Below are 22,683 nucleotides of genomic sequence, written 5' to 3'. Positions count from 1 at the left end.
CAAATACAAACCCGTTACGTTTTTTTATAACATAACGGGTTTTTTCTTTGTACTAAATCGGTTAATTATTAAAAACAAATATTTACTTTTGAATAAGTCAAACAAATCAAATTATGCTTCAAAATAAACTCATCTTAGGTAGCGAAGAATGGTGCTCATTTCCCGAATTAGGAATCCCCACAATTAAAGCACGTGTAGATTCGGGTGCAAAAACCTCGGCGATGCACGCCATTAACATAGCCCCTTTTATAAAAAATGATGCTAGCTGGGTTAAATTTGATATTAATCCGATACAAAACAATACTAAAACTATAATACATTGCGAGGCTCCCCTAGTAGACAAAAGGGTTGTAAAAAGCTCTAGTGGCTTTAGAGAACAACGCTATGTTATACAAACGAGCCTAAAAATTGGTGATGCCAAATGGCCTATAGAAATGACTTTAACCAATCGAGATTCGATGGGTTTCAGAATGCTTCTAGGTCGTGAAGCAATGAGCGGTAGAGTGCTTGTAGATCCTGAAGAAAAATACCTTTTGGGACAACCTACCTCTGACACGTTAAAAGAACTATATCAGAACTCCGAAAAAGCAACCTCTGGATTACGAATCGGACTTTTGGCAAGTAACCCTGAATTATACAGCAATAAAAGAATCATGGAAGCTGGCGAAATGAGAGGTCATGATATGCAATTTTTGAACATCAAAGAATGCTACATGAAACTTGATGCTAAAACACCTGAAATTCATTATCGCGGTGGAAAAATATTAAATCAATTTGATGCTATTATTCCACGTATTCGCCCTAGCATTACTTTCTATGGTTGTGCGTTAACACGTCAGTTTGAAGCTTTGAAAGTTTTCTGTTTAAATTCTGCTTCTGCAATAACACAATCCCGCGATAAATTATATTCATTACAATTATTACTAAACAGCGGAATAGACATTCCAACAACTGGTTTTGCTAATTCTCCTTTGGACACTGACGATTTAATAAAAATGGTTGGAGGCTCTCCTTTGATTGTAAAATTATTAGAAGGCACTCAAGGTAAAGGCGTTGTACTAGCTGAGACAAAAAAGGCTGCAGAAAGCGTTATAAATGCTTTTAAAAGCTTAAACGCTAATATTCTAGTACAAGAGTTCATTAAAGAAGCAAACGGTAAAGATATTCGTTGTTTTGTAATCGACGGAAAAGTAGTAGCTGCTATTCAGCGTGAAGCTATGCCAGGTGAATTTAGAGCAAATATTCATTTAGGCGGAACTGCATCAATACTAAAAATAACTAGCGAAGAAAAAAGAATCGCCATAAAAGCTGCCAAAGCAATGGATTTAAAAGTCGCTGGTGTTGATATTATTCGTTCATCTAAAGGTCCTTTATTACTTGAAGTAAATTCATCTCCAGGTCTAGAAGGAATTGAAGGTGCTACCAATAAAGATGTCGCTGGAGAAATGATAAAAGCTATTGAAAAAAATTTTAAACTTAAATAGTTTACGGTTTGCTAGCTTAGTTTGCAGTCGCAGTTTATAGTTTTCAGACTTAGTTTGTGAATTCAGTTTGCTGTCACAGTTTACGGATACTGATAACTAAAAAGTGAGACTGCAAACTATCACTGTCACTGAAAACTGAATACTGAGACTGGTAACTGCACACTAAGCCCGAACACTTAAAACTAGAAAAGATGAATCCATATCTCGATATTGTTATCAGAAGTGCCTCAGTATACTTTTTTATGGTAATCGCATTACGGGTTTTTGGAAAGAAAGAACTATCTCAGCTTAATACTGCCGATGTAATACTGATTCTATTAATTAGTAATGCCGTCCAAAATGCAATGGTTGGTAGTGATACAAGTCTTTTAGGAGGAATTGCAGCGGCAGCGGTGTTATTTATCATTAATTACACCCTCAAAAAACTTACCTACAAATCCAAACTACTGCACAATCTTTTACTAGAAAAACCAGAAGTACTGATTCATAATGGTCATATCGATTTTAAATCTTTAAGCAAATTAAACATTACATCAGATGAGCTTGAGGAAGCAATGCGCGAACATGGTGTTGCACACTATAAAGAGGTAAAATTAGCCATGCTAGAAATAGATGGTACAATCAGTATCATTTCACAAGATAAAGAGCATTTAAAGCAAACTATATACAAACGAAAACACAATCATAAAAATTTTCAGAAATAGTTTAACTATAAATACAAATTATAAAAAGGGTAATTTCATTATGAAATCACCCTTTTTTCATAAGATTAAAACTTACTAAGCCCTAAATCAACCTATCTTTCTATGATTGAATCTTTTGATTATAGCATTATAAAAAAACAATGAAACTGTATCTTCGTATTGAAAACTGGTATTTTTCATTATAAATAAAATTCGTAAAAACCTCCAATAGAATTCAAATAACTAGTATGAGTCGGAAATTAAATGAAAATAAAATTGCATTCTCAGAAATAGGTGGAATATACATTGGGAAAAATTTACAGACCGATTTCCATAAACACTATGCGGTAATGGTTATTTTTTCTTTAGATAAACCCTTTGAACTAGCGTATGAAAATCAAACAAAATCCTTCGATGCCTGTATAATTCAACCTAATGTTACCAGAAAATTCACAAGTGATAAAAACAGTGAAATAGCTTTTATATACATAGAACCATATACAGAATTAGGCTTAAAATTATTGGATTTACAAAAAGGTGTAACCTCATTAAGCAGTACCGATTTCAAACCTTTTCTAGAGATACTGGAAACTTGGCAAAACAAAACAGACAATAGAGAATCATTTACAACTAATTTCATAAATAAGCTAGTTGATCAGATTGTCTCCATAGAAAATATCACTCCTGCCTCTTTGGACAAGCGTATTTTGAAAAGCATAAAAGAAGCAAATCAGGACATAACAAAAAGCCAGAAACAAATTGCAGAAAGTGTAGGCTTATCAGTTTCAAGATTTGCCTTTTTATTCAAAAAATCAACCGGTATAACCTTTAAACAATACGTGTTACACACTAAATTAGTAAAATCAGTAAAATCGATTCTATTCGAAGAAAATTTAACTCAAGTGGCTCATCAAGGAGGTTTTGCAGATCAAGCGCATTTTACTAGAACCTATCTCAAAACTTTTGGGGTATTACCTTCTCATTCTGTAAAGTAGTATTTCCGTTCAATTTTTAGCAGAATTTAAGCTTGATATTTGAAGCTTAAATCAACTATACCATGAAAACATTAATACCGTATTTTACAATTTCCCAACGATGTGAAGAAGCGTTGAGGTTTTATGAATTTTGCTTTGATGGGCAAGTCATATTTGAACAAAAATACCAAGAAACAAACTATCAAACTTCTGAAAAATTTAAAAGCAAAATTGCTCATGCCGAGTTTAAAGCTGATGCTATTCATTTTTATGTTTCTGATGGTTTCGAAAACGAGCAGGCATCTTTCGGAAACGCCATAGGAATGACAATAAACTTTTCTGATAAACAAGAACAGTTAAATGTTTTTAATCGCTTAAAGGCAGGAGGCCAAATAACATTAGATTTTTCAACGACTTCTATCAACTCCCAATTGGTAAGTCTCATTGATAAATTTGGTATTACTTGGTATCTCAACCATCAAAACCCCTTAACAGAATAAAGCAATTGATTATCTCTCATTATAAAGCTTAACCTTTGGTTAGGCTTTTTTTGTAGGGTGAAAATTGATTGCTATTGCGAATGAATCAAATTAATCAGCAATCCTCTCTTTTTATGTTAACAAACAACATTATTCTATCATAATGTTGATTTATTAATTAAATCACACATCTACATTAACAAAATTTTCAATATGTTTACAAAGCCAATTTTCGAAATATATCTATTCCATTTCTTTACACAATAGACGCATAAAAAGTTTTGTAAAAAAGGAGTTATCTATAATTGTACCTACAAAAAGAACTAAAAAACACAATAAAATAGTATGCCAGCAATTTTAATAGAAGTTAGAAAAGACTATAACGAAGAAGAAGGAACAAAAATTATCGATGCTGTTCATTCGGCAATGGTAACTGCTTTTCAAATCCCAGTTGAAGACAAAACCGTTAGACTTTTGGTCCATCCCCCACATCGCTTTGCAGTTTCACCCACTAAAACTCAACCTGAATTATACACTTTAATAAGCATTGATGCATTTTCAGGGCGTTCAATTGATGCAAAAAGAAATTTATTTAGTGAAATTGTTAAAAACCTATCTGAATTAGGCATCCCAAAAGACCATGTTTTAATTGTTGTTAGGGACAGTAAAAAAGAAAGCTGGGGTGTTCAAGGAGGTCAATCAGGACTTGATGTCGATTTAGGTTTTAAAGTTGAAGTTTAAAATAAAAATAATCATTTTTATACCAACAAGGTCAGAAAAGACCTTGTTGGAAAATATAAATTAATTTAAGCATCTATAGCTAAATCTTTAATAGTCTTATTTGTTAAACCAAACGGTTTAAGTCTGTGATTAAGATTCACCAAAATATAATCCTTCTCTTTTGGAAATCTCTCGGCAATACTTTTATAATACTTCAAAAGCCTCTTGTCTTCTACTCCATTTAAAGCTTGCAGAGTTGCATGAAGAACTCTGTTTGAGCTATCATTCAATCCTATGATAAAAGTATCGATATAACTATTTTTATTGCTTAATTGCCCAAGCATATAATAGGTTGTTACTCGTATTTCCTCATTATCGTTTTTAACAAAAGGAACTATAAGATAGCCGAAATCGATATTCATTTCTTCTAATAAATAAACACAGAATGTAAATGTTTCTTCATCATTTATTGATTCAATCTTCGATTCGATAACAGCAAGCCAGTCTGTACTATTTTCTTTTGCATACCAAAACACAAATTGCAAGACATCTAATAAGCTTACCTCTGCAAAATCAACTAAATAAGGATAGGCTCTTTCGTAATCAGATTTGGTTAGTATTTGTAATAACTCCGTTTGTACCTCAACATCACTAGCTCTAAATTCATCTTCAATTATATCTAATATAGTTGAGTCTAGCTTTTGTTTATTTAAAATGCCCGCCAAACAATCTTTTCTAGTTTCATTGTCAGTAGCCGAAAAGTAGGTTTCTAAAATATCCAATACCTGCCCACCCATTCTATACCCAAATACTCCTGTTGAATCACCAGAAATCACCTCATCTAACCATCTTTCATACCAATCCAAAAAGTTTAATTCAAAAGTAAATTGAGGCTTATATCTTTCACTATTGATATTAACAACTCTACCTTTAAACTCACCATTTAAAACAATTGCATGACAATTAGAACAACCCTGCGTGCCAATTGGTAGTACACCTCCATATATTTTTCCTAATTCAATACTATAATCTTCATCTGAGATTGTTTCTTCTTCAATCTTTTCCGTGAGATTTTCCCAATAGGCATCAATCATTTTAGGATACAACACACAGTCTCCTTTTAAGTAATCTTTAGTATTTTCATCAATTAAATCATTAACCCCTTCTCCTAGTGGGTAAATCCCATAAAAAGGCCCTGCTGCCGAAGATAAAAATGACACACCTCCATTTCCAATATTCATTAAAAACGCTTTATAGCAATTAGGAAGTTTCACCTTGTATTCGGTCTCAAATTTTAAAATAGCATCACCACTTACAACTTCTCCTAAAATATATTTATGACTTTCTGCACCGAATACTTTTAGGTCTTTATCGACACTCTTCGCCTCAACTAACTTATTTTTAATTCTTTCTATTTGTTCTATCCCGAACATATCATTTGATACTTCCATTACAATCTTTATTCTTTAGTTCTATTTTAGAATTAAATAAATGTACTCTATTTTAGTTTTTGCACAAATTATTTCAACAAACAAAAAAGCTACAAGATTTTTTACTCCTGTAGCTTTCATTTAATAAATTTATATTTAATTATTCATAAACCGCATCGCGATTGTAAACCAGTATTTTCGAAACATTATCAGCAATTTCCTTACCTAATATTTCTTCAATCACATATAATGTTCCGTCTAATCCCGAAGTGATTCCTGCAGTGGTGAGTACTTCATCATCTAAGACGTATCGTACATTTTCAACAATCTCAATACTTTCATGCATCTTTAAATACTGCATTGCTCCAAAATGAGTAGTTGCTTTTTTATTATCCAATATTCCAGTTGCAGCAAGAATCACGGAGCCTGTACAAACTGAGAATATCAATGCAGCCGCCTTATGTTGGCTTTTAATCCATTCGGCAATCTCAATATTACTATCTCCAATCTGCTTTGCTAAAGATGGTTCTGCCCCGGGAATCACTATAATGTCAGCCTGTGGAGCATTAGAAAAATTATAAGTAGCTTTAATTTGAAGGATATTACCTTCAGAATATACCAAACTTTCATTTGGGGAAACACTATAGAGCTCAAATCTGTTACCAAAAAAATTAGCTTTGGCAAATACATCTATAGGACCATTCAGATCAAGTGCTTCAACTTGATCAAATACTAGAAACGCGACTTTTATTATTTTTTTTTCGTTGAATTGTGGAAATTTTTTTGATTCCATTTTAAATGATTTTAATTATTATTCTATATTTTTAACGCTACGGTTTTATAATAGCAGATTAAAGTCTGATTTCTGAAACTGTATGCGATAAACAGCGGGAGAAATCTGATAATGTTTCATAAATACTCCTCTCATAGTATCTATTGATACAAATCCTACCAGATGTGCTATATTTTTTAGTTCATGATCTGTTTCTTCTAAATATTTTTTTGCCGTTTCTAATCGTACTTTTTCTACGTATTTAGCAGGAGTAATTCCCGTTTCGGCAGTAAAGACTCTATTAAAATTACGCAGGCTCATAGCTGCTTTTTCAGCCAAATTTTGAACAGTTATCGGCTTATTTAAATTTTCTAATATCCAGAAATGAAGTTTTTTAATAATCATACTATCTACCACAGGCTGTAAGAGAAAGTTACTATACTGACTCTGATTACCATGTCTTTGTAAATACATAACTAATATTTTTGCTATAGAAAGACTTATTTCCTTTCCACAATCTTCTTCAATTAAAGCCAAACACAAATCAATACCAGTTGATGCACCCGCAGCTGTATATATTGAATTTTGTTGTATATAAATAGGTTTCGATTCTACCTGAATTAAGGGATACTTCTTTTTTAGTAAGTCGCAATACATCCAGTGTGTAGTTGCATGTTTACCATTCAACAATCCTGATCCTGCTAATAAAAATGCTCCAACACAAACGGAACAAACACGACGGATTTTGTATGCATTTTTCTGTAACCATTCCTGAAAAATCAGATAATCCTGTGGTGGAGTTTTAAAGGAAAATCCACTAATAATAAGGGTATCAATTGGCTCAACAATGTCAACAACTTTCTTATCACAACTAAAGTTTAAACCATTAAAATTACCTAAATATAATTCGTCCGTAGGTGATGCAATTACAACATCATAATTAAAAGATTTAATTTGCTTATCCTGTTCTTCAATCAGATGTTTTGCAAGGCGAAATGCATCCATAGGACCTGCAAGATCCAGAATAAGCATATCGGGTATTGCAACAATAACTATCAGTTTTTTTTCCATAATTCAAAGGTATAAACTTCAGATTTGGCGTAAATGCCAATTTCACCTTAATTTATGCCATCCTTGTAATTAACACGAATGAAAACTTCTAAAAAAACAAGACAATAACCATTAAATTGTCTTTTATATTATTAAAGCTTCAGAAAGGTTAATCTTTTTAAATCAACATATTAATAATAGAAAATAAAATTTAGGCAGTAAAAAACATTCAACAAACAAAAAAAGCTAGTTTCAGTAAAGAAACTAGCTTTTTTTTTATAGATTTTAAATGCGATTTTTAAATCTCACATTTTACAAATATCTTTTTACTTTTAAATAAAAATACTAAGTGCATAATATATTATCGCAGCTAAAAGTGCTGAAACAGGAATTGTTAATACCCAAGCCCACAATAAACTTACTGTTACACCCCAACGAACTGCAGATACACGTTTTGTTAATCCAACTCCGATGATAGAACCTGTAATTGTATGTGTTGTACTTACTGGCACTTTAAAGTGCTCTGTAAAGTATAATGTTAATGCTCCTGCAGTTTCTGCAGCTACACCTTCAAATGAAGTTACCTTAGTAATTTTAGATCCCATTGTTTTCACAATTTTCCATCCTCCACTTAATGTTCCTGCAGCAATTGCAGAATAACAAGCTAAAGGAATCCAAGCTGGCATCTTGAATGCTCCATCATCTGATGGAAGAACCACATCTAACCATTCATCCATGTGAATACCTGGATTTGCATGAATATAAACTGCAACTGCTGCTGCAATAATACCCATTACTTTTTGAGAATCGTTACCACCGTGACCTAAACTAAAAGCAGCTGAAGATAGTAATTGCATTTTTTTCAATGCGCTATCTGCTTGATGTAGATTTAAACTACTAAATATCAAAGCAAATGCTGAGATAGAATATATAATAAACCCTACCAAGAACCATTTAATATTATGCGATTCTAATACAACGCTCCAAAAAACAGATGATTCAAAACGAGGTTGCCCACCGTTTTCTATAATTTTTTCATAAGGAATCATTTGATAATATATGAAAACACCTGTAAAGATCATTAAAGCAATTGTAAACAATTTTGGTAAAATACTTTTCTTAGAAGAGTTTAATAACCAAATAGAAATTAGATAAGAGGCTAATGCTCCTAACAGCGGTGCCAAAACAATAAAAGCAACAATTATGAGGACTCCCGAGGGCATTCCTCCATCTTTTCCTGCCTTGTACCAGCTTACGATATCATACCAATATTGTGTAGTACCATCTTCTCCTACATAACCTGAGAAACCGTGTACAGCAATTGCGTGAGCAATAGCAGCACCAGCAAAACCTCCAATTAATGTATGTGATGAACTTGAAGGAATTCCAAACCACCAAGTCAATAAATTCCAACAAATAGCAGCGATAACCCCTGCTAAGATAACAACAAGATCGATTTGCATGGTATTTGCCGTTTTAGCAACAGTATCTGCTACTCCAAAACCGAAAACCCAGTAAGCCAAAAAGTTAAAAAATGCTGCCCAAAGCACGGCCTGAAAAGGCGTCAATACTTTTGTCGCAACAACTGTAGCTATAGCATTTGCCGCATCATGAAAACCGTTGATGTAATCAAAAATTAAAGCTAATACTATAATAATTATAAGTAGCGTCATAAAATTATAACTTCAGAATGAAATTGAATTGAATTTAAGAATGTTTTACAGAAATAGATTCTAGTATGTTTGCAACACTCTTACATTTATCTGTTGCAGATTCTAAAACAGATAACACTTCTTTATATTTAATAATATTTTTAGCGTCTGTTTCGTTTTCAAAAATTTCAAAAACTGCTTTGTTATAAACATTATCCGACTTGTTCTCTAGTTTATTAATTCTAGCACATGCGTCTTTAATAACTTTGAAATTTTGCAAATTTCTCAATTCTTTTACTGCACTATCAATATTCTGACATGCCTCAAGGTTGATTTCGGTCATTTTTCTGATCGATTTTGTAATCTTATCAACTTGATACAATCTCATTCTACTTGCAGCACCATGCAAATAATCAGCTACATTATCAATAGAAGTAATCAACGTGTGAATATCTTCTCTATCGAATGGAGTAATGAAGTTTCTGCTTAACTCCAAATTTGTCTGACGAGTAATATCCTCGCCTTTTTGTTCCAATTCATCTATCTTTTGAAAAAGTACTTCTCTTTCTTTCAAAGGAAGATTTACTGCTTCGTGTAAATTAGAAGCTAATTCAATTAGATTGCTTGATGCTTCTTCAAAAAGTGGAAAGAACTTTTTATCTTTCGGCACTAAAAATTGGAAAATACTGTTTATTGACATTTTTATATTTTTAATACTGCAAAATTACTTCATTATTCTTTCGTTATGTTAAGCCATTGTTAACAAATCATTTTCAATTTGAAAACTATTCAAAAATGAAATTGTCTTTTCGATGTCATAATGTAGGATTCTATCCTCAGTAACCAGTGGCACTACCTCACGGTAGCTACTTAAAAACATTTCTATAAAGTCACTAGATTTTAAAGGTTTTCTATATGCTATTGCCTGTGAAGCATTTAATAATTCGATAGCCAAAATACGCTCTAAATTATCCATAACACGCAATGCTTTTGTAGCTCCATTAGCTCCCATACTCACATGATCTTCTTGTCCATTACTTGAAACAATACTATCCACACTAGCTGGTGTTGCTAATTGTTTGTTTTGACTTGCAATACTTGCTGCTGTATATTGTGGAATCATCAGTCCTGAATTTAATCCTGGATTGTCTACTAAAAATGCAGGAAGATTACGCAATCCCGAAATTAACTGATAAGTTCTTCTCTCTGAAATACTCCCTAATTCAGCCAAAGCAATTGCCATAAAATCTAAAGCTAATGCTAAAGGTTGTCCGTGGAAATTTCCTCCTGAAATGATCTGATCACTTTCAATAAATATATTAGGATTATCAGTAACTGAATTTATCTCTATCTTAAATACCTTTCTCACATAATCAATTGCATCCTTTGAAGCTCCATGAACTTGTGGCATACAACGGAATGAATATGGATCCTGAACATGTGTTTTTACTTGTTCAATAATTTCACTTCCTTCCAATAAGTCTTTGATGCGTTGTGCGGTAACAATTTGTCCTTTATGAGGACGAATAAAATGAATTAATTCATTAAATGGTTCGATTCTACCATCAAAACCTTCTAAAGAAATTGCTCCTATTAAATCCGCTAAATAAGAAAACTTATAAGCTTTCATTAAAATATGAGCTCCATAAGCACTCATAAATTGTGTACCGTTTAATAATGCTAATCCTTCTTTAGATTTTAAGATAATTGGCTCCCAGCTAAAGTGTTTTAAAACTTCACTTGAATGTACTTTCTTCCCTTCAAAATATACTTCTCCTTCACCTAATAATGGTAATGATAGATGTGCCAATGGTGCTAAATCTCCAGATGCTCCAAGTGAACCTTGCGTATACACAACTGGTAAAACATCATTGTTATAAAAAGAAACCAAACGCTCTAATGTTACCAATTGTATTGCCGAATGACCATAACTTAATGATTGTATCTTAAGCAACAACATTAACTTAACAATTTCTTGTGGTACCTCCTCACCTGTTCCACAAGCATGAGATTTCACAAGATTCTCTTGAAGCTTAGATAAATTTTCATTTGAAATTTTCACATTACAAAGTGATCCAAATCCTGTATTGATTCCATAAATTGGCTCAGAATGTGATTCCATTTTTTTATCTAAATACTCTCTGCACTTTTGAACATTAACTTTAGCTTCATCAGATAGCTCTAATGTTTTTTGTTCTACGATAATCTCTTGTAATTGCTCTAAACTCAGTAACTCTGTACTGATATAATGGATGTTGCTCATTTTATTTGTATTTGAATGTCAATTGTCAAAATTCAACAAATCAATATTAAAAAGCAACCTTTTTTGCTAATAATTTAAAATACGATATCGATATATTGCCCTGAATACACATATCATACTTTCGTAAAAAGTAATTTCTATCTCTCAATGCATAGCTTAACACTAGCAATCATAGGGTGTAATTCTTTTTAAATACATAAAACATATCCTACAAATTTTTAAAATAAATTCTATCTAAAAAACAAACCAAAAAACATAACTCTAATAGTCCGAATACAAATCACTATCTTAATTATATAAAAATCTCGTTCTCATTTTAAAAAATAACTCCCTTAATTTGAGATAAATATATGAATAACCCATTTTGATGCTTCAAATTTTAGCAAATAATCAGTATTGGAATATTGTCATACTAATTATTAAAATATTCGTAAAAATCCGATTAAATTTTTTGCTGTTTATAAAAACGTGTACATTTGGAAAATCAAATATGAAAGATAACAGTATAAAATATCACTCTTCGATAACAACTCAAAACTGGGTTGCAATTACTGCTACAACAACTTCTACAATTACTACTACCCCTTAGGGGTATACATTTTTACATATAATCCAGTTATCCATACTTTTTTTCTTGCAAAGAAGAAAGGCATTGAATACGTATAAACACTTGCATTTATAAAAATAATACACACACAATGAAAATATTAAAATTTGGTGGAACTTCGGTCGCCAATGCAGAAAATATAAAACGAGTTTTAGAAATTGTAAACCAAAAAGCAGAACAGGATCAGTTAATAGTTGTTGTTTCGGCTTTAAGCAAAGTAACTGATTTACTTCAGGCTGCCGCCGCAAAAGCTGCTTCTAACGACGAAAGTTTTAAAGATATACTTGCCGAAATAGAAAAAAAACACTTAGACACTTTAAAAGCCCTAATTCCTGTTAGTGAACAAAGTAGCTTACTAAGCCACGTAAAAAGAATCATAAATCACCTTGAAACATTACTTGATGGTTGCTTCTTATTAGGTGAATTATCTAACAGAACTGCTGATACTATCCTTAGTTTTGGAGAATTACTTTCTTCTTACATTATTGCCGAGGCTTTAAAACAAACTAATAAAAATAGTGGTTATAAAGACAGTCGCGAACTTATTAAAACCAACAATCACTTTGGAAAAGCAGCCGTAAATTTTGAAGTTACAAACCAATTAATACGCGATTATTTTTCTGAAAACAAATCTCAAGTTGTTATCATGCCTGGTTTTATTGCTTCCTCTCTTGACGGAATCATTACTACATTAGGTCGTGGTGGATCTGATTATTCTGCAGCAATTCTGGCAGGTGCACTTGATGCTAAAGCACTTGAGATCTGGACTGATGTAAACGGTATGTACACAGCTAATCCTAAAATTGTAAAACAAGCACAACCAATTGTAACTATTTCTTATCAAGAAGCGATGGAGTTGTCACACTTTGGTGCCAAAGTTTTATATCCACCTACAATTCAGCCTGTTTTAAGAAAAGATATTCCTATTTTAATCAAGAACACTTTTGAACCTGAGTCAGTAGGAACTTACATTTCAAATCAAGTTTCATCTAAAGATACTATCGTAAAAGGAATTAGCCATATAGATAATATCTCATTGATAACTCTTGAAGGGCCTGGAATGATTGGCGTTTCTGGTTCTTCTAAGCGACTTTTTGAAGTTTTATCTAATGAGAGCATCAATGTTATTTTTATAACTCAAGCTTCGTCTGAGCATTCTATTTGTATTGGTATACTAAATGCTGATGCTGAAAATGCTGAGCAAGCAATCAATGGTGCGTTTGAAGTAGAAATTATTCAAAATAAAGTTGATCCTTGCATCGTTGAGAAAAACCTTTGCATCATTGCTTTAGTAGGCGAAAACATGAAAAACCATCAAGGTTTAAGTGGAAGAATGTTTAGTACACTAGGTAAAAATAATGTGAATATTCGTGCTATTGCACAAGGTGCATCTGAAAGAAACATCTCTGTTGTAATTAATGAGCGTGATGTAAAAAAAGCGCTGAACACATTACACGAAAACTTCTTTGAAGAAAACACCAAACAACTTAACCTATTTGTAATGGGAGTTGGTAACGTAGGCGAAAAATTCATCGAGCAAATTCATAATCAAAAAAAGTTTTTGAAAGAAAACCTAAAGATAAATGTTCGCGTTATTGCTTTATCTAATTCAAGAAAAATGTTTTTTGATGAAGATGGTATTTCTCTTAAAGAATGGCAATCGGCTCTTGAAAACGGAGAAGTAGCCAATAAAGACACTTTTATTGCCCGTGCTAAAGACCTGAATTTGCGTAATAGTATTTTTGTTGATATTACTGCAAATGCAAGCGTATCTGAAACCTATGAAGAGTTTTTAAAACAAAGTATTGCGGTGGTTACTTGCAACAAAATTGCTTGTTCATCTGAATATGGTAATTATAAAAAGCTAAAAAGTTTATCACGTCAGTTTAATGCTCCGTTTTTATTCGAAACTAATGTTGGTGCAGGATTACCGATTATAGATACTGTAAAAAACTTAATTGCTTCTGGCGATGAAGTACACAAAATACAAGCTGTACTATCAGGAAGTTTAAACTTCATCTTTAATAATTTTGATGAGAAAAATTCCTTCCATGATGTTGTAAAAGAAGCCGGAGTACAAGGTTTTACAGAACCGGATCCTAAAATTGACTTGAGCGGAATAGATGTAGCTCGCAAAATTCTGATTCTGATTCGTGAAAGTGGTTATGAAATGGATATCGATGCTATTGAAAACGAATCTTTCATGCCTGCAGAATCGCTTGCTACAACTAATAATGAAGACTTTTTTGCATCGCTAACAAAACATGCTCCTCATTTTAAGGCAATCTATGATGAAGCATTAAGCAAAGACTCTAGATTAAAATATGTAGCACAATTCGAAAACGGAAAAGCAAGCGTAGGATTGCAGTTTATTCCAAAAGACCATCCGTTCTATAACCTAGAAGGAAAAGATAATATCGTATTGTTTTACACCGATCGTTACGTTGACCAACCATTGCTTATAAAAGGTGCTGGTGCCGGAGCAGCAGTTACCGCTTCAGGGATTTTTGCAGATGTAATTAGAATTGGGAATAACTAAAAAAGGGACACTAAGGTTCTGAGTTGCTAAGGAGCTAAGTTAAAAAGCTTAGAAACTCAATAACTCAGAACCTTATAAAATCATAGAGTTGTAAAATCTTAGAAACTAAGAATCTTAGCAACTTAGCAACTAGAAAAAAAATGAAAGAAATAAAACTATTTTGTCCAGCAACAATTGCCAATCTCTCGTGTGGATTTGATGTTCTTGGACTATGTTTAGAAACTGCGGGTGACGAAATGATTGTTCGCAAATCAGATCAAAAAGGAGTTCGCATCACGAAAATTGTAGGTGCCGATTTACCTTTAGAAACTGAGAAAAATGTAGCTGGAGTTGCTACATTGGCAATGCTTGAAGCATATCAAAGAGATTTTGATCCGATAACTATCGGATTTGAAATTGAAATTTATAAAAACATCAAAGCTGGAAGTGGTATCGGAAGTAGCGCTGCAAGTTCAGCTGGGGCAGTTTTCGGAATCAATGAGTTATTAGAAAGACCCTATTCTAGAAAAGATTTGGTTCAATTTGCTATGCAAGGCGAAAAACTAGCTAGTGGAAATGCTCATGCCGATAACGTTGCTCCTGCCCTTTTGGGTGGTTTTACATTGGTAAGAAGCTATAGCCCGCTTGATATTATAAAAATTGACAGTCCTGAAGAATTATATGCTACGGTTGTACATCCTCAAATTGAGCTAAAAACATCGGATGCGCGTTCGGTATTAAAACAAACAGTTTCCCTAAAAAGCGCCATTATGCAATGGGGAAATGTAGGTGGATTGATCGCTGGTTTATATACCAAAGATTACGATTTAATTGGGCGTTCGCTTCATGATGAAATCGTCGAACCCTTACGAAGTGTATTAATTCCTGGTTTTGATTTAATCAAACAAGCAGCAATCGAAAATGGTGCGCTAGGCTCTGGAATCTCTGGTTCTGGCCCTTCTATTTTTGCTTTAAGCAAAGGAAAAGAAACTGCTGTAAAGATTGCCAAAGCTATGAGCGAGGTTTATGACAGTATCAATTTACCGTATGAAATTCACGTTTCGAAAATTAATCCTGATGGAGTTAGAATTATATAACACGAATTTCACGAATTTACACAAATTGGTTTGTGCAATAATTTAAACACAAATAATTAGTGAAAATCGGTGAAATTCGTGTTCAAATAACATACTAATTAAGTACTGAAATAACGTTTGTCAGAGTAAGCGAAGTCGAAGTCCGCACAAAGTATTAACACAAAGTTTGTGATTTCGAGGAACGAGAAATCACACAAGTAATGACGCACTGTTATCGAGTTTCGAGTGCGATTTCTCCTTACGTCGAAATGACAAAAACAATTATAAATCAAAATAAAAAAAATAGCACCACAAAGCTTTGCAATCTCTGCGTTTTCAATAGAAATCCATTCCTTGCGTTCTTTGCGGTTAAATAAATAAACAATGAAATACTATAGTTTAAACCATAATGCCCCAGAAGTTTCTTTTCAGGAAGCTGTAATACAAGGATTAGCTAGTGATAAAGGATTATATTTCCCAGATAACATTACAGCTTTAGACCCTTCTTTTTTTGATTCAATCGAAAACTTAAGTCATGAACACATTGCTTTTGAAGCCATCAAACAATTTGTAGGTGATGAAATTCCAGAAACTGTTTTAAAAGAAATCATTGCTGAAACCTTGTGTTTTGATTTTCCAGTAGTCAAAGTCGAAGACGGAATTTATTCACTAGAATTATTTCACGGTCCTACAATGGCTTTTAAAGATGTTGGTGCGCGATTTATGTCTCGTTGCTTGGCTTACTTTAATAAAGACAAAAAAGACGCTAAAAACACGGTTTTGGTAGCTACCTCAGGAGATACCGGTGGTGCAGTTGCTAGTGGATTCCTTGGTGTTGACGGTGTTGATGTTGTCATTTTATATCCATCGGGGAAAGTAAGCGACATTCAAGAAAAACAATTAACTACTTTGGGACAAAACATCAAAGCACTAGAAGTTAATGGTGTTTTTGATGATTGTCAGGATATGGTAAAAAGAGCGTTTTTAGATGAATCATTAGCACATAAAAATCTAACCTCAGCAAACTCTATTAATATTGCTCGTTGGTTGCCACAAATGTTTTACTTCTTCTTTGCCTACAAAGCCTTGAAAAATCAGAACAAACCGTTGATTTTCTCTTGCCCAAGTGGAAATTTCGGGAATATCTGCGCTGGAATTATGGCTAAAAAATTAGGTTTGCCAATTGAACATTTTGTAGCGTCTACCAATGTAAATGATACCGTTCCTAGGTTCTTAGAAAGCGGAAAATACGATCCAAAACCTTCTAAAGCAACTATATCTAACGCAATGGATGTTGGAAACCCAAGTAACTTTATTAGAATCCAAGAATTATATAATAATGATTTAAAGGCTTTCGAAAAAGACTTCTCATCTTACAGTTATACTGATGAAGAAACGCTAGAAGCCATGAAACAAATCTATAAAACCGATGGTTACATAGCTGAACCGCATGGTGCTGTTGGCTATCTAGGTTTGAAGAAAGAATTACAAAGACATAAAAATTCAATTGGTGTTTTCTTAGAAACAGCTCACCCTATTAAGTTCCTTGATGTAGTTGAACCTGCATTGGAAATTACACTTCCAATCCCGACACAAATAGAAAGTGTTATAGATAAAGAAAAAGTAAGTGCTAAGATTGGAACTTATGAGGAATTGAAGAGTTTCTTAGGGTAAATTACTTCTGACAATAAAACTTTAAAGCCACCCATTATAAGATTTTATTCTTGTAATTTGTGGCTTTAAAATTTTCAATAAGTTCCTTAAGTTTGATTATTAAATTTCTATACAAAATATAACTCAAAATAAATATGCCTGTAAATATTGTCTTTATTCTTTTTACTTTAATTATTATTTTATTGCTTAGTTACAAAAAAATCCAATCAGTAAATGAGTATTTTACAAAACTAAGAGAAATCGATTTTAAAAAAAGAACGAATCTAGATTTATGGAAATTAACTCGAATATCTGCTCCAGCACCCTTTTTGTTTGGCTTAGAAAAATATATAGAAACAAATTCTGTTTTCTATTTTGATAAAGATAATTTATACATCATTAAATACGATAAGCCAGTAATTAAACATAGTCTTTCTACTATCAGCGAAGTTATCAAAACTCACCTTAACATCAACGAAAGAAGAATATGGAAAATAATAGTCTATGAATCAGGAAAACAAATTATATATAAAATTAAAGATGAGTATTGGAATTTTGAACTTTTTTTAGATAAAATAAATGAGAATCCAAATTCGATTGTATCATGAAAAGCATATTATGGAAATTTTGTTCTTATGATTTGTAGCTTTTAAATTCTACCATTTTTGTGAGATAAATAAACTATAATTATATATTTGGTTAATTAAATATTGGCCTAAAAATAAAAATTATGGATAAAAAAGCAAAAAGGATATTATTTGGTACTTATTGGAAAAATGGTTGGATTAATGATCATGAACGAATAACAAATTCAACTGATTTAGAATATGCTAAATCAAAAGGCTTGATGTTTGATCCTTTAACAATTTCACATGACCAATGTTTGGATCAAATATTCCAAATACTTCCAGAAATAACCAAAGAGAAAGTAGCTAAAGCATTTTTAAGTAGTCTTTCCAGCAGAAGATTGGATTGGCGTTCTGGGTTAGCTTCCTATTTTATTGCCAAACAATTAACGAATCATAAATACGAAAAAGCAGTATCTGGAAATGGATACTCTAATGGAGTAATTATCTCTACAGATTATACTTGTGGAACTTGTAGAGATTTAAAATACGGAATAATAGGAGATGAATTTTATAAGAATATCGATCTTAACGTTTTAAATTTCGAAAGGATTAAATGGGGCGGAGTCCGTCATGGCAAACTTGTTTACACATTATTTGATCTTCAGCAATTACATATAGCAGACATTCCAAATCCAACGAACGAGGATATTGAGATATTTAAAAACATTTTAACTATTATAGGAAACTCTCTACCAAATGATTATCCAAGCGCTTTAGAGAAAAACTTAGCTACAGTTATTAAATCTACAAAGGAAGAAAGAAAAACTTTAATAGAAATATTGGCGTGTATCGGAGTTCTCAAACCAAAATCTTATGATAGACCGGGAAAAGGAAAACATGATTGGGTTTTTATTGAACACTGGCGTGGAGAAGACAAATACAATAACGAAGCATTAGAAATCCATTTTGGTAAGTATATTAATTAAATCACAAGTACAAGCATCCTACTTACCACTGATAATAAAACTTTAAAAGCCACAGATTGCAGAGGTTTTGTTCTTGTAATTTGCGGCTTTTTCTATATATTTAAAAAATCATTAATTTATAATAACTTAGATGTACCTACGAAAGTGTAATCTATTATATGTAATTAAACCTAAAGTAAAACATGGCAATTTGGCAATATCTTTTAATTGTTGTTCCTGAGAAATCAATCGAAGTTGATTACCAATGTATTTTCAAGAATAACAAAACTAAATACCTACCCGAAACAGAATCTTACTGGATACATTTCGATGGAGATGTTTCTTCTATCATATCTAAAATGGATCAAATTATAACAAGAGCTAGTTGGGGTGACGAGACTTGTATGTGTTGGAAATCTGATGTTAATAATGAAGATAATGACAGTAGCATTTGTTTGAATGACGATAAAACTAGAATTGAGGAATTTCAATTTAGAGTTGACTTAAGGGATTCATCAAATATTACAAACTTTCTAATTCCAATTTTAGAAATTTGTCAAGCAAATAAATTAGTTTTAATTGATTTAAAAGGAGAAATTCATAAACCCAAAATAGAAAATCTCGTAACAAGTATTAAAGCTTCAAATGCAACTGCTTTTCTTACAGACCCAATAAAATATTTGGGAGGATTATAAAATAATTAATCCGCACCGTATAGATTTGTAATCTGTGCCCGTAAAGGTTATACACAATAAATGCTACACAATAATATGCTTTGTGAGCACAGAAGCTAACAGGTAAATTAAAATTATGCTTCATATTACTAATTCAAACAAATAGAAAATTTAAAACTTTTTGAAATAGATTTTTATTCTTGGTCAAATCCAAATTTAACAAATATAATAGTATTTTTGTTTTGCTTTTTTTAGCTATAAAACACCAAAAACCTATTATAATTCTATGAAAATCAAACCTAAGTTTTTCTTAATTCTATTATTCCTTTTCGCTTTTAAACAGACAGTTTTGGCTCAAGTCAAAGACAATTATACTGCCAGAATTGATAGTTTAATTCAAACAACTTCCGTTCGACCGTTTAATGGCGCTATACTAATCTCTCAAAACGGAAAAACTAAGTACTCGAAAGCGTATGGCTACTCTGATTACACAAAAAAAACACCTCTTAAATTAGATCATCATTTTGTTATTTTATCCAATAGCAAGCAGATAACTGCCGTTTTGATTCTTCGAGAAGTAGAAAAAGGAAAAATTGTTTTAAATACTCCCATAAAAAAATATTTACCAAACTTAAAGCAACCTTGGACAAGTACCGTTACAGTCGAAAATCTATTAAATCATACTTCGGGCATTGTTGATCTTGAAAAACCAACACTCTTTCCTGTTGGAACTCAATTTAAATATACCGATTTGAATTATATTTTGTTAGGTCAAATTATAGAAAGAGTAACCAATAAAACATACGAAGCTGTCGTAACCGAGTTGTTCAAAGTAAACAAAATGAAAGATAGTTTCTTTCCTAATGCATCTAATCAAAAAGAGGTTGTAAACGGTCGTGAATATTTTAAAGATAAAACAACCAAAGAAATTCAAGGTGTTGTTATTCCTAAAGAACGAATTCCAGCAGCAGGACTTGTGAGTACTGTTAAAGATTTAACTCTTTGGAATTACTTGTTGCATAATGGTAAGCTTTTAAACGAAGCTACCTACAGCCGAATGACCTCCTACAACATTAAAGACCAACATGATGTATTTGGTAAAAAAGAAATTGGATATGGATATGGTATTCGAGTAAACGATGAATCTAAAATTAAAGAATTTGGTCATACAGGAGTTGTATCCGAGCAAGGGTTTGTTTCTGTTAATTTGTTTTACCCTGAAACCAATACCAGCATTGTTGTATTAGAAAATCAAACTTTTGAAAATTTTGATATTACTTATTATTTTGAATCTGAAATAAGAAAAATAGTCCTTGAAAGTAATTTGTTGAGTAAATAAAATATAGAGCAAAAATTCTTAATCCTATATAAATCAAAAAGATAAAACTTTGATTTTATAAACAAAGCACTATCATTCCTATTGAATCAATATTATTACAAACTAATCTATTAAATAAAAGCTACAAGTATAAATTTGTAGCTTTTATTTATCTTTGAAAATCAATTTCAAGATTATAAACCTCACATGATTACAAAAGCAACATTACAAGATATTCCAGCATTAAATGCATTAATAAACTCAGCTTATCGTGGCGAATCGTCTAAAAAAGGATGGACTACCGAAGCCAACTTACTAGAAGGGAAAAGAACTACAGAAGAGGAACTAACTGAAACCATGGAAGACAAGAAAAATACTTTCTTGAAATTCACAGAAAACAACCAAATTATTGGCTCTGTTTTATTAGTAGAGAAAGAAGATAAACTCTATTTAGGGATGCTTACCGTTTCGCCTGAGTTACAAAATAGTGGTATTGGTAAAAAGTTACTACAAGAAGCCGAAGTGTATGCTAAATCATTAGGTTTACCAAAAATTGTAATGACTGTAATATCTGTGCGTGAAGAACTCCTTGCATGGTACAAACGTAATGGTTATGTAGATACTGGCAAAAGAGAGCCTTTTCCTGAGAGTGATGTTCATGTTACCATTTCTAAAGAGCCTTTGGAATTTATTGTATTAGAGAAAAAGGTTTAAGTTTTTCGTTTCAGGTTTCAGGTTTCAGGTTTAACCGCTAAGGACGCTATTGTTTATTTACTGGTGAAATAGAAATTCTCACGAAGACATTAAGTCTATATCAAAACCTTTGTTCCTTTGAACCTCTGTAACTTTATATAATAATCATTGAAAGAATAGCACTTTTGATTTCTTATTAAAAACAATAAAAAATGAATATACGCCTTTTACCTAAAAAAGATAGTAAAGCCTCTATTTGGAGTGGTGGATTGACATATGAATATATAATATATCCAGAAACAGCAAACTATGCCGATAGAGATTTTGCATTCAGAATAAGCAGTGCTACAATAGAGGAAGAGCCTTCAGAGTTTACAAAGTTCAAGGGCTATTACCGATATTTGGTTATGCTTGATAATTGCTTGCATGTTGAGGTAAACAAAGAAAAAAAAACATATAAGAAATATGAAATCATGGAATTTAATTCTAATGATGAAGTGACTTCTTATACAAAAGGTATTGATTTTAATTGGATGGTTTCTGAAAAAATACGCCATCACAAACTGGAAGTAACGAACAGTAATCAGAATTATAATGCTCAAATAATAATTTTATTCTCTTTACATACAACTGCTATTAAAATTAATGAGAAGTCATACGATCTAAAACCTTATGATTTATTAGTTATTGAAAATCAAAAAAAAGAAAACATAATGCTTCATTTTTCTAATGAATGCCTCTCTGGAATATTGGATTTTTAATCTAATCCCGTATAGAAAAAAATTAATTCATCCCTGTTGCTATTGTAGAAGAACTCTTTGTGTTTATTCTATTAGAGAAGAGGATTTAAGGTTTAAAAGAGCGCAAAGATTTACGCAAGGGATGCAAAGTTGTTTTAAATGAAAAATCGAAACCTGAAACTAAAAAACTTAACAGTTAAGTCCGCAAGGGTTTACGCTAAGTTCGCAAAAGTATTATCTCGCAAAGACGCAGAGTCGCAAAGTTTACTATATTGTTTCTCTTTTTTAGACATTAAAAGAACCCTTTTGAACCTTTGAGTCTCTGTAACTTTGAACCTCTATTCACAAAACTGTTGAACCTTT

The 22,683-nt window shown here is 32.1% G+C and carries 20 protein-coding genes; 14 read left to right on the top strand and 6 right to left on the bottom strand.

All coding sequences use genetic code 11. The features are described from left to right. The first annotated feature begins 113 nt into the window (after nucleotides 1-113). The 5 genes from rimK (at nucleotide 114) to LNQ49_RS21025 (ending at nucleotide 4,361) form a co-directional block, all read left to right on the top strand. Complete coding sequence (gene rimK / locus LNQ49_RS21045; RefSeq protein ID WP_229990908.1) at nucleotides 114-1,484, top strand: 30S ribosomal protein S6--L-glutamate ligase; 1,371 nt, start codon at nucleotides 114-116, stop codon at nucleotides 1,482-1,484. 191 nt (nucleotides 1,485-1,675) lie between these two features. Continuing rightward, nucleotides 1,676-2,188: a DUF421 domain-containing protein gene (locus LNQ49_RS21040; RefSeq protein ID WP_229990907.1), complete on the top strand. Its 513-nt coding sequence runs from the start codon at nucleotides 1,676-1,678 to the stop codon at nucleotides 2,186-2,188. 227 nt (nucleotides 2,189-2,415) lie between these two features. After that, nucleotides 2,416-3,162 (top strand): helix-turn-helix transcriptional regulator, encoded by a 747-nt coding sequence (locus tag LNQ49_RS21035; RefSeq protein WP_229990906.1) that lies wholly within the window; start codon nucleotides 2,416-2,418, stop codon nucleotides 3,160-3,162. Between the two features lie 62 nt (nucleotides 3,163-3,224). Then, nucleotides 3,225-3,641 carry a VOC family protein gene (locus LNQ49_RS21030; protein WP_229990905.1) on the top strand — a complete coding sequence of 139 codons (417 nt, stop codon included), beginning with the start codon at nucleotides 3,225-3,227 and terminating at the stop codon, nucleotides 3,639-3,641. A 324-nt stretch (nucleotides 3,642-3,965) separates the two neighbouring features. Next, on the top strand, nucleotides 3,966-4,361 hold the full coding sequence (locus LNQ49_RS21025; protein ID WP_229990904.1) for a tautomerase family protein: 396 nt from the start codon (nucleotides 3,966-3,968) through the stop codon (nucleotides 4,359-4,361). 65 nt (nucleotides 4,362-4,426) lie between these two features. Here LNQ49_RS21025 and LNQ49_RS21020 read toward each other — a convergent pair whose 3' ends face one another. The 6 genes from LNQ49_RS21020 to hutH all read right to left on the bottom strand — a co-directional run bounded on the left by LNQ49_RS21020 (nucleotide 4,427) and on the right by hutH (nucleotide 11,507). After that, complete coding sequence (locus LNQ49_RS21020) at nucleotides 4,427-5,791, bottom strand: SMI1/KNR4 family protein (protein ID WP_229990903.1); 1,365 nt, start codon at nucleotides 5,789-5,791, stop codon at nucleotides 4,427-4,429. Between the two features lie 139 nt (nucleotides 5,792-5,930). Next, nucleotides 5,931-6,563 (bottom strand): DJ-1/PfpI family protein, encoded by a 633-nt coding sequence (locus LNQ49_RS21015; protein WP_229990902.1) that lies wholly within the window; start codon nucleotides 6,561-6,563, stop codon nucleotides 5,931-5,933. A 45-nt stretch (nucleotides 6,564-6,608) separates the two neighbouring features. Next, entirely contained in the window at nucleotides 6,609-7,613 is a 1,005-nt protein-coding gene (locus LNQ49_RS21010; RefSeq protein ID WP_229990901.1) for a GlxA family transcriptional regulator, read from the bottom strand. 311 nt (nucleotides 7,614-7,924) lie between these two features. Next, nucleotides 7,925-9,265: an inorganic phosphate transporter gene (locus LNQ49_RS21005; protein ID WP_229990900.1), complete on the bottom strand. Its 1,341-nt coding sequence runs from the start codon at nucleotides 9,263-9,265 to the stop codon at nucleotides 7,925-7,927. 34 nt (nucleotides 9,266-9,299) lie between these two features. After that, the gene (locus tag LNQ49_RS21000) at nucleotides 9,300-9,944 is read right to left on the bottom strand and encodes a DUF47 domain-containing protein (protein ID WP_173966668.1); all 645 of its coding nucleotides are present in this window, start codon (nucleotides 9,942-9,944) and stop codon (nucleotides 9,300-9,302) included. A gap of 48 nt (nucleotides 9,945-9,992) precedes the next feature. After that, nucleotides 9,993-11,507 (bottom strand): histidine ammonia-lyase, encoded by a 1,515-nt coding sequence (gene hutH, locus LNQ49_RS20995; protein WP_229990899.1) that lies wholly within the window; start codon nucleotides 11,505-11,507, stop codon nucleotides 9,993-9,995. 698 nt (nucleotides 11,508-12,205) lie between these two features. On the opposite strand from hutH, the gene thrA reads away from it, so the two are divergent. From thrA to LNQ49_RS20950, 9 genes are all read left to right on the top strand, one after another. Next, on the top strand, nucleotides 12,206-14,653 hold the full coding sequence (gene thrA, locus LNQ49_RS20990) for a bifunctional aspartate kinase/homoserine dehydrogenase I (RefSeq protein ID WP_229990898.1): 2,448 nt from the start codon (nucleotides 12,206-12,208) through the stop codon (nucleotides 14,651-14,653). Nucleotides 14,654-14,793: 140 nt separating this feature from the next. Then, on the top strand, nucleotides 14,794-15,729 hold the full coding sequence (locus LNQ49_RS20985; protein WP_229990897.1) for a homoserine kinase: 936 nt from the start codon (nucleotides 14,794-14,796) through the stop codon (nucleotides 15,727-15,729). A gap of 363 nt (nucleotides 15,730-16,092) precedes the next feature. Further along, the gene (gene thrC / locus LNQ49_RS20980) at nucleotides 16,093-17,382 is read left to right on the top strand and encodes a threonine synthase (protein ID WP_229990896.1); all 1,290 of its coding nucleotides are present in this window, start codon (nucleotides 16,093-16,095) and stop codon (nucleotides 17,380-17,382) included. A 134-nt stretch (nucleotides 17,383-17,516) separates the two neighbouring features. Further along, nucleotides 17,517-17,969, top strand: a complete 453-nt coding sequence (locus LNQ49_RS20975; RefSeq protein ID WP_229990895.1) for a hypothetical protein — start codon at nucleotides 17,517-17,519, stop codon at nucleotides 17,967-17,969. 122 nt (nucleotides 17,970-18,091) lie between these two features. Further along, a complete protein-coding gene (locus tag LNQ49_RS20970) occupies nucleotides 18,092-18,916 on the top strand; it encodes a hypothetical protein (protein ID WP_229990894.1) in 825 nt (274 codons plus the stop codon). A gap of 182 nt (nucleotides 18,917-19,098) precedes the next feature. Next, a complete protein-coding gene (locus tag LNQ49_RS20965) occupies nucleotides 19,099-19,590 on the top strand; it encodes a hypothetical protein (RefSeq protein WP_229990893.1) in 492 nt (163 codons plus the stop codon). 265 nt (nucleotides 19,591-19,855) lie between these two features. Then, nucleotides 19,856-20,908 (top strand): serine hydrolase domain-containing protein, encoded by a 1,053-nt coding sequence (locus LNQ49_RS20960; protein WP_229990892.1) that lies wholly within the window; start codon nucleotides 19,856-19,858, stop codon nucleotides 20,906-20,908. Between the two features lie 186 nt (nucleotides 20,909-21,094). After that, the gene (locus tag LNQ49_RS20955; protein WP_229990891.1) at nucleotides 21,095-21,601 is read left to right on the top strand and encodes a GNAT family N-acetyltransferase; all 507 of its coding nucleotides are present in this window, start codon (nucleotides 21,095-21,097) and stop codon (nucleotides 21,599-21,601) included. Between the two features lie 191 nt (nucleotides 21,602-21,792). Further along, the gene (locus LNQ49_RS20950; RefSeq protein WP_229990890.1) at nucleotides 21,793-22,341 is read left to right on the top strand and encodes a HutD family protein; all 549 of its coding nucleotides are present in this window, start codon (nucleotides 21,793-21,795) and stop codon (nucleotides 22,339-22,341) included. The last annotated feature ends 342 nt before the right edge of the window (nucleotides 22,342-22,683 follow it).

Source organism: Flavobacterium pisciphilum (genome assembly GCF_020905345.1).
In the GTDB taxonomy this organism is placed as follows: domain Bacteria; phylum Bacteroidota; class Bacteroidia; order Flavobacteriales; family Flavobacteriaceae; genus Flavobacterium; species Flavobacterium pisciphilum.
Note: the sequence above shows the minus strand (reverse complement) of the source record. Positions and strands in the feature narration are given on the sequence as shown.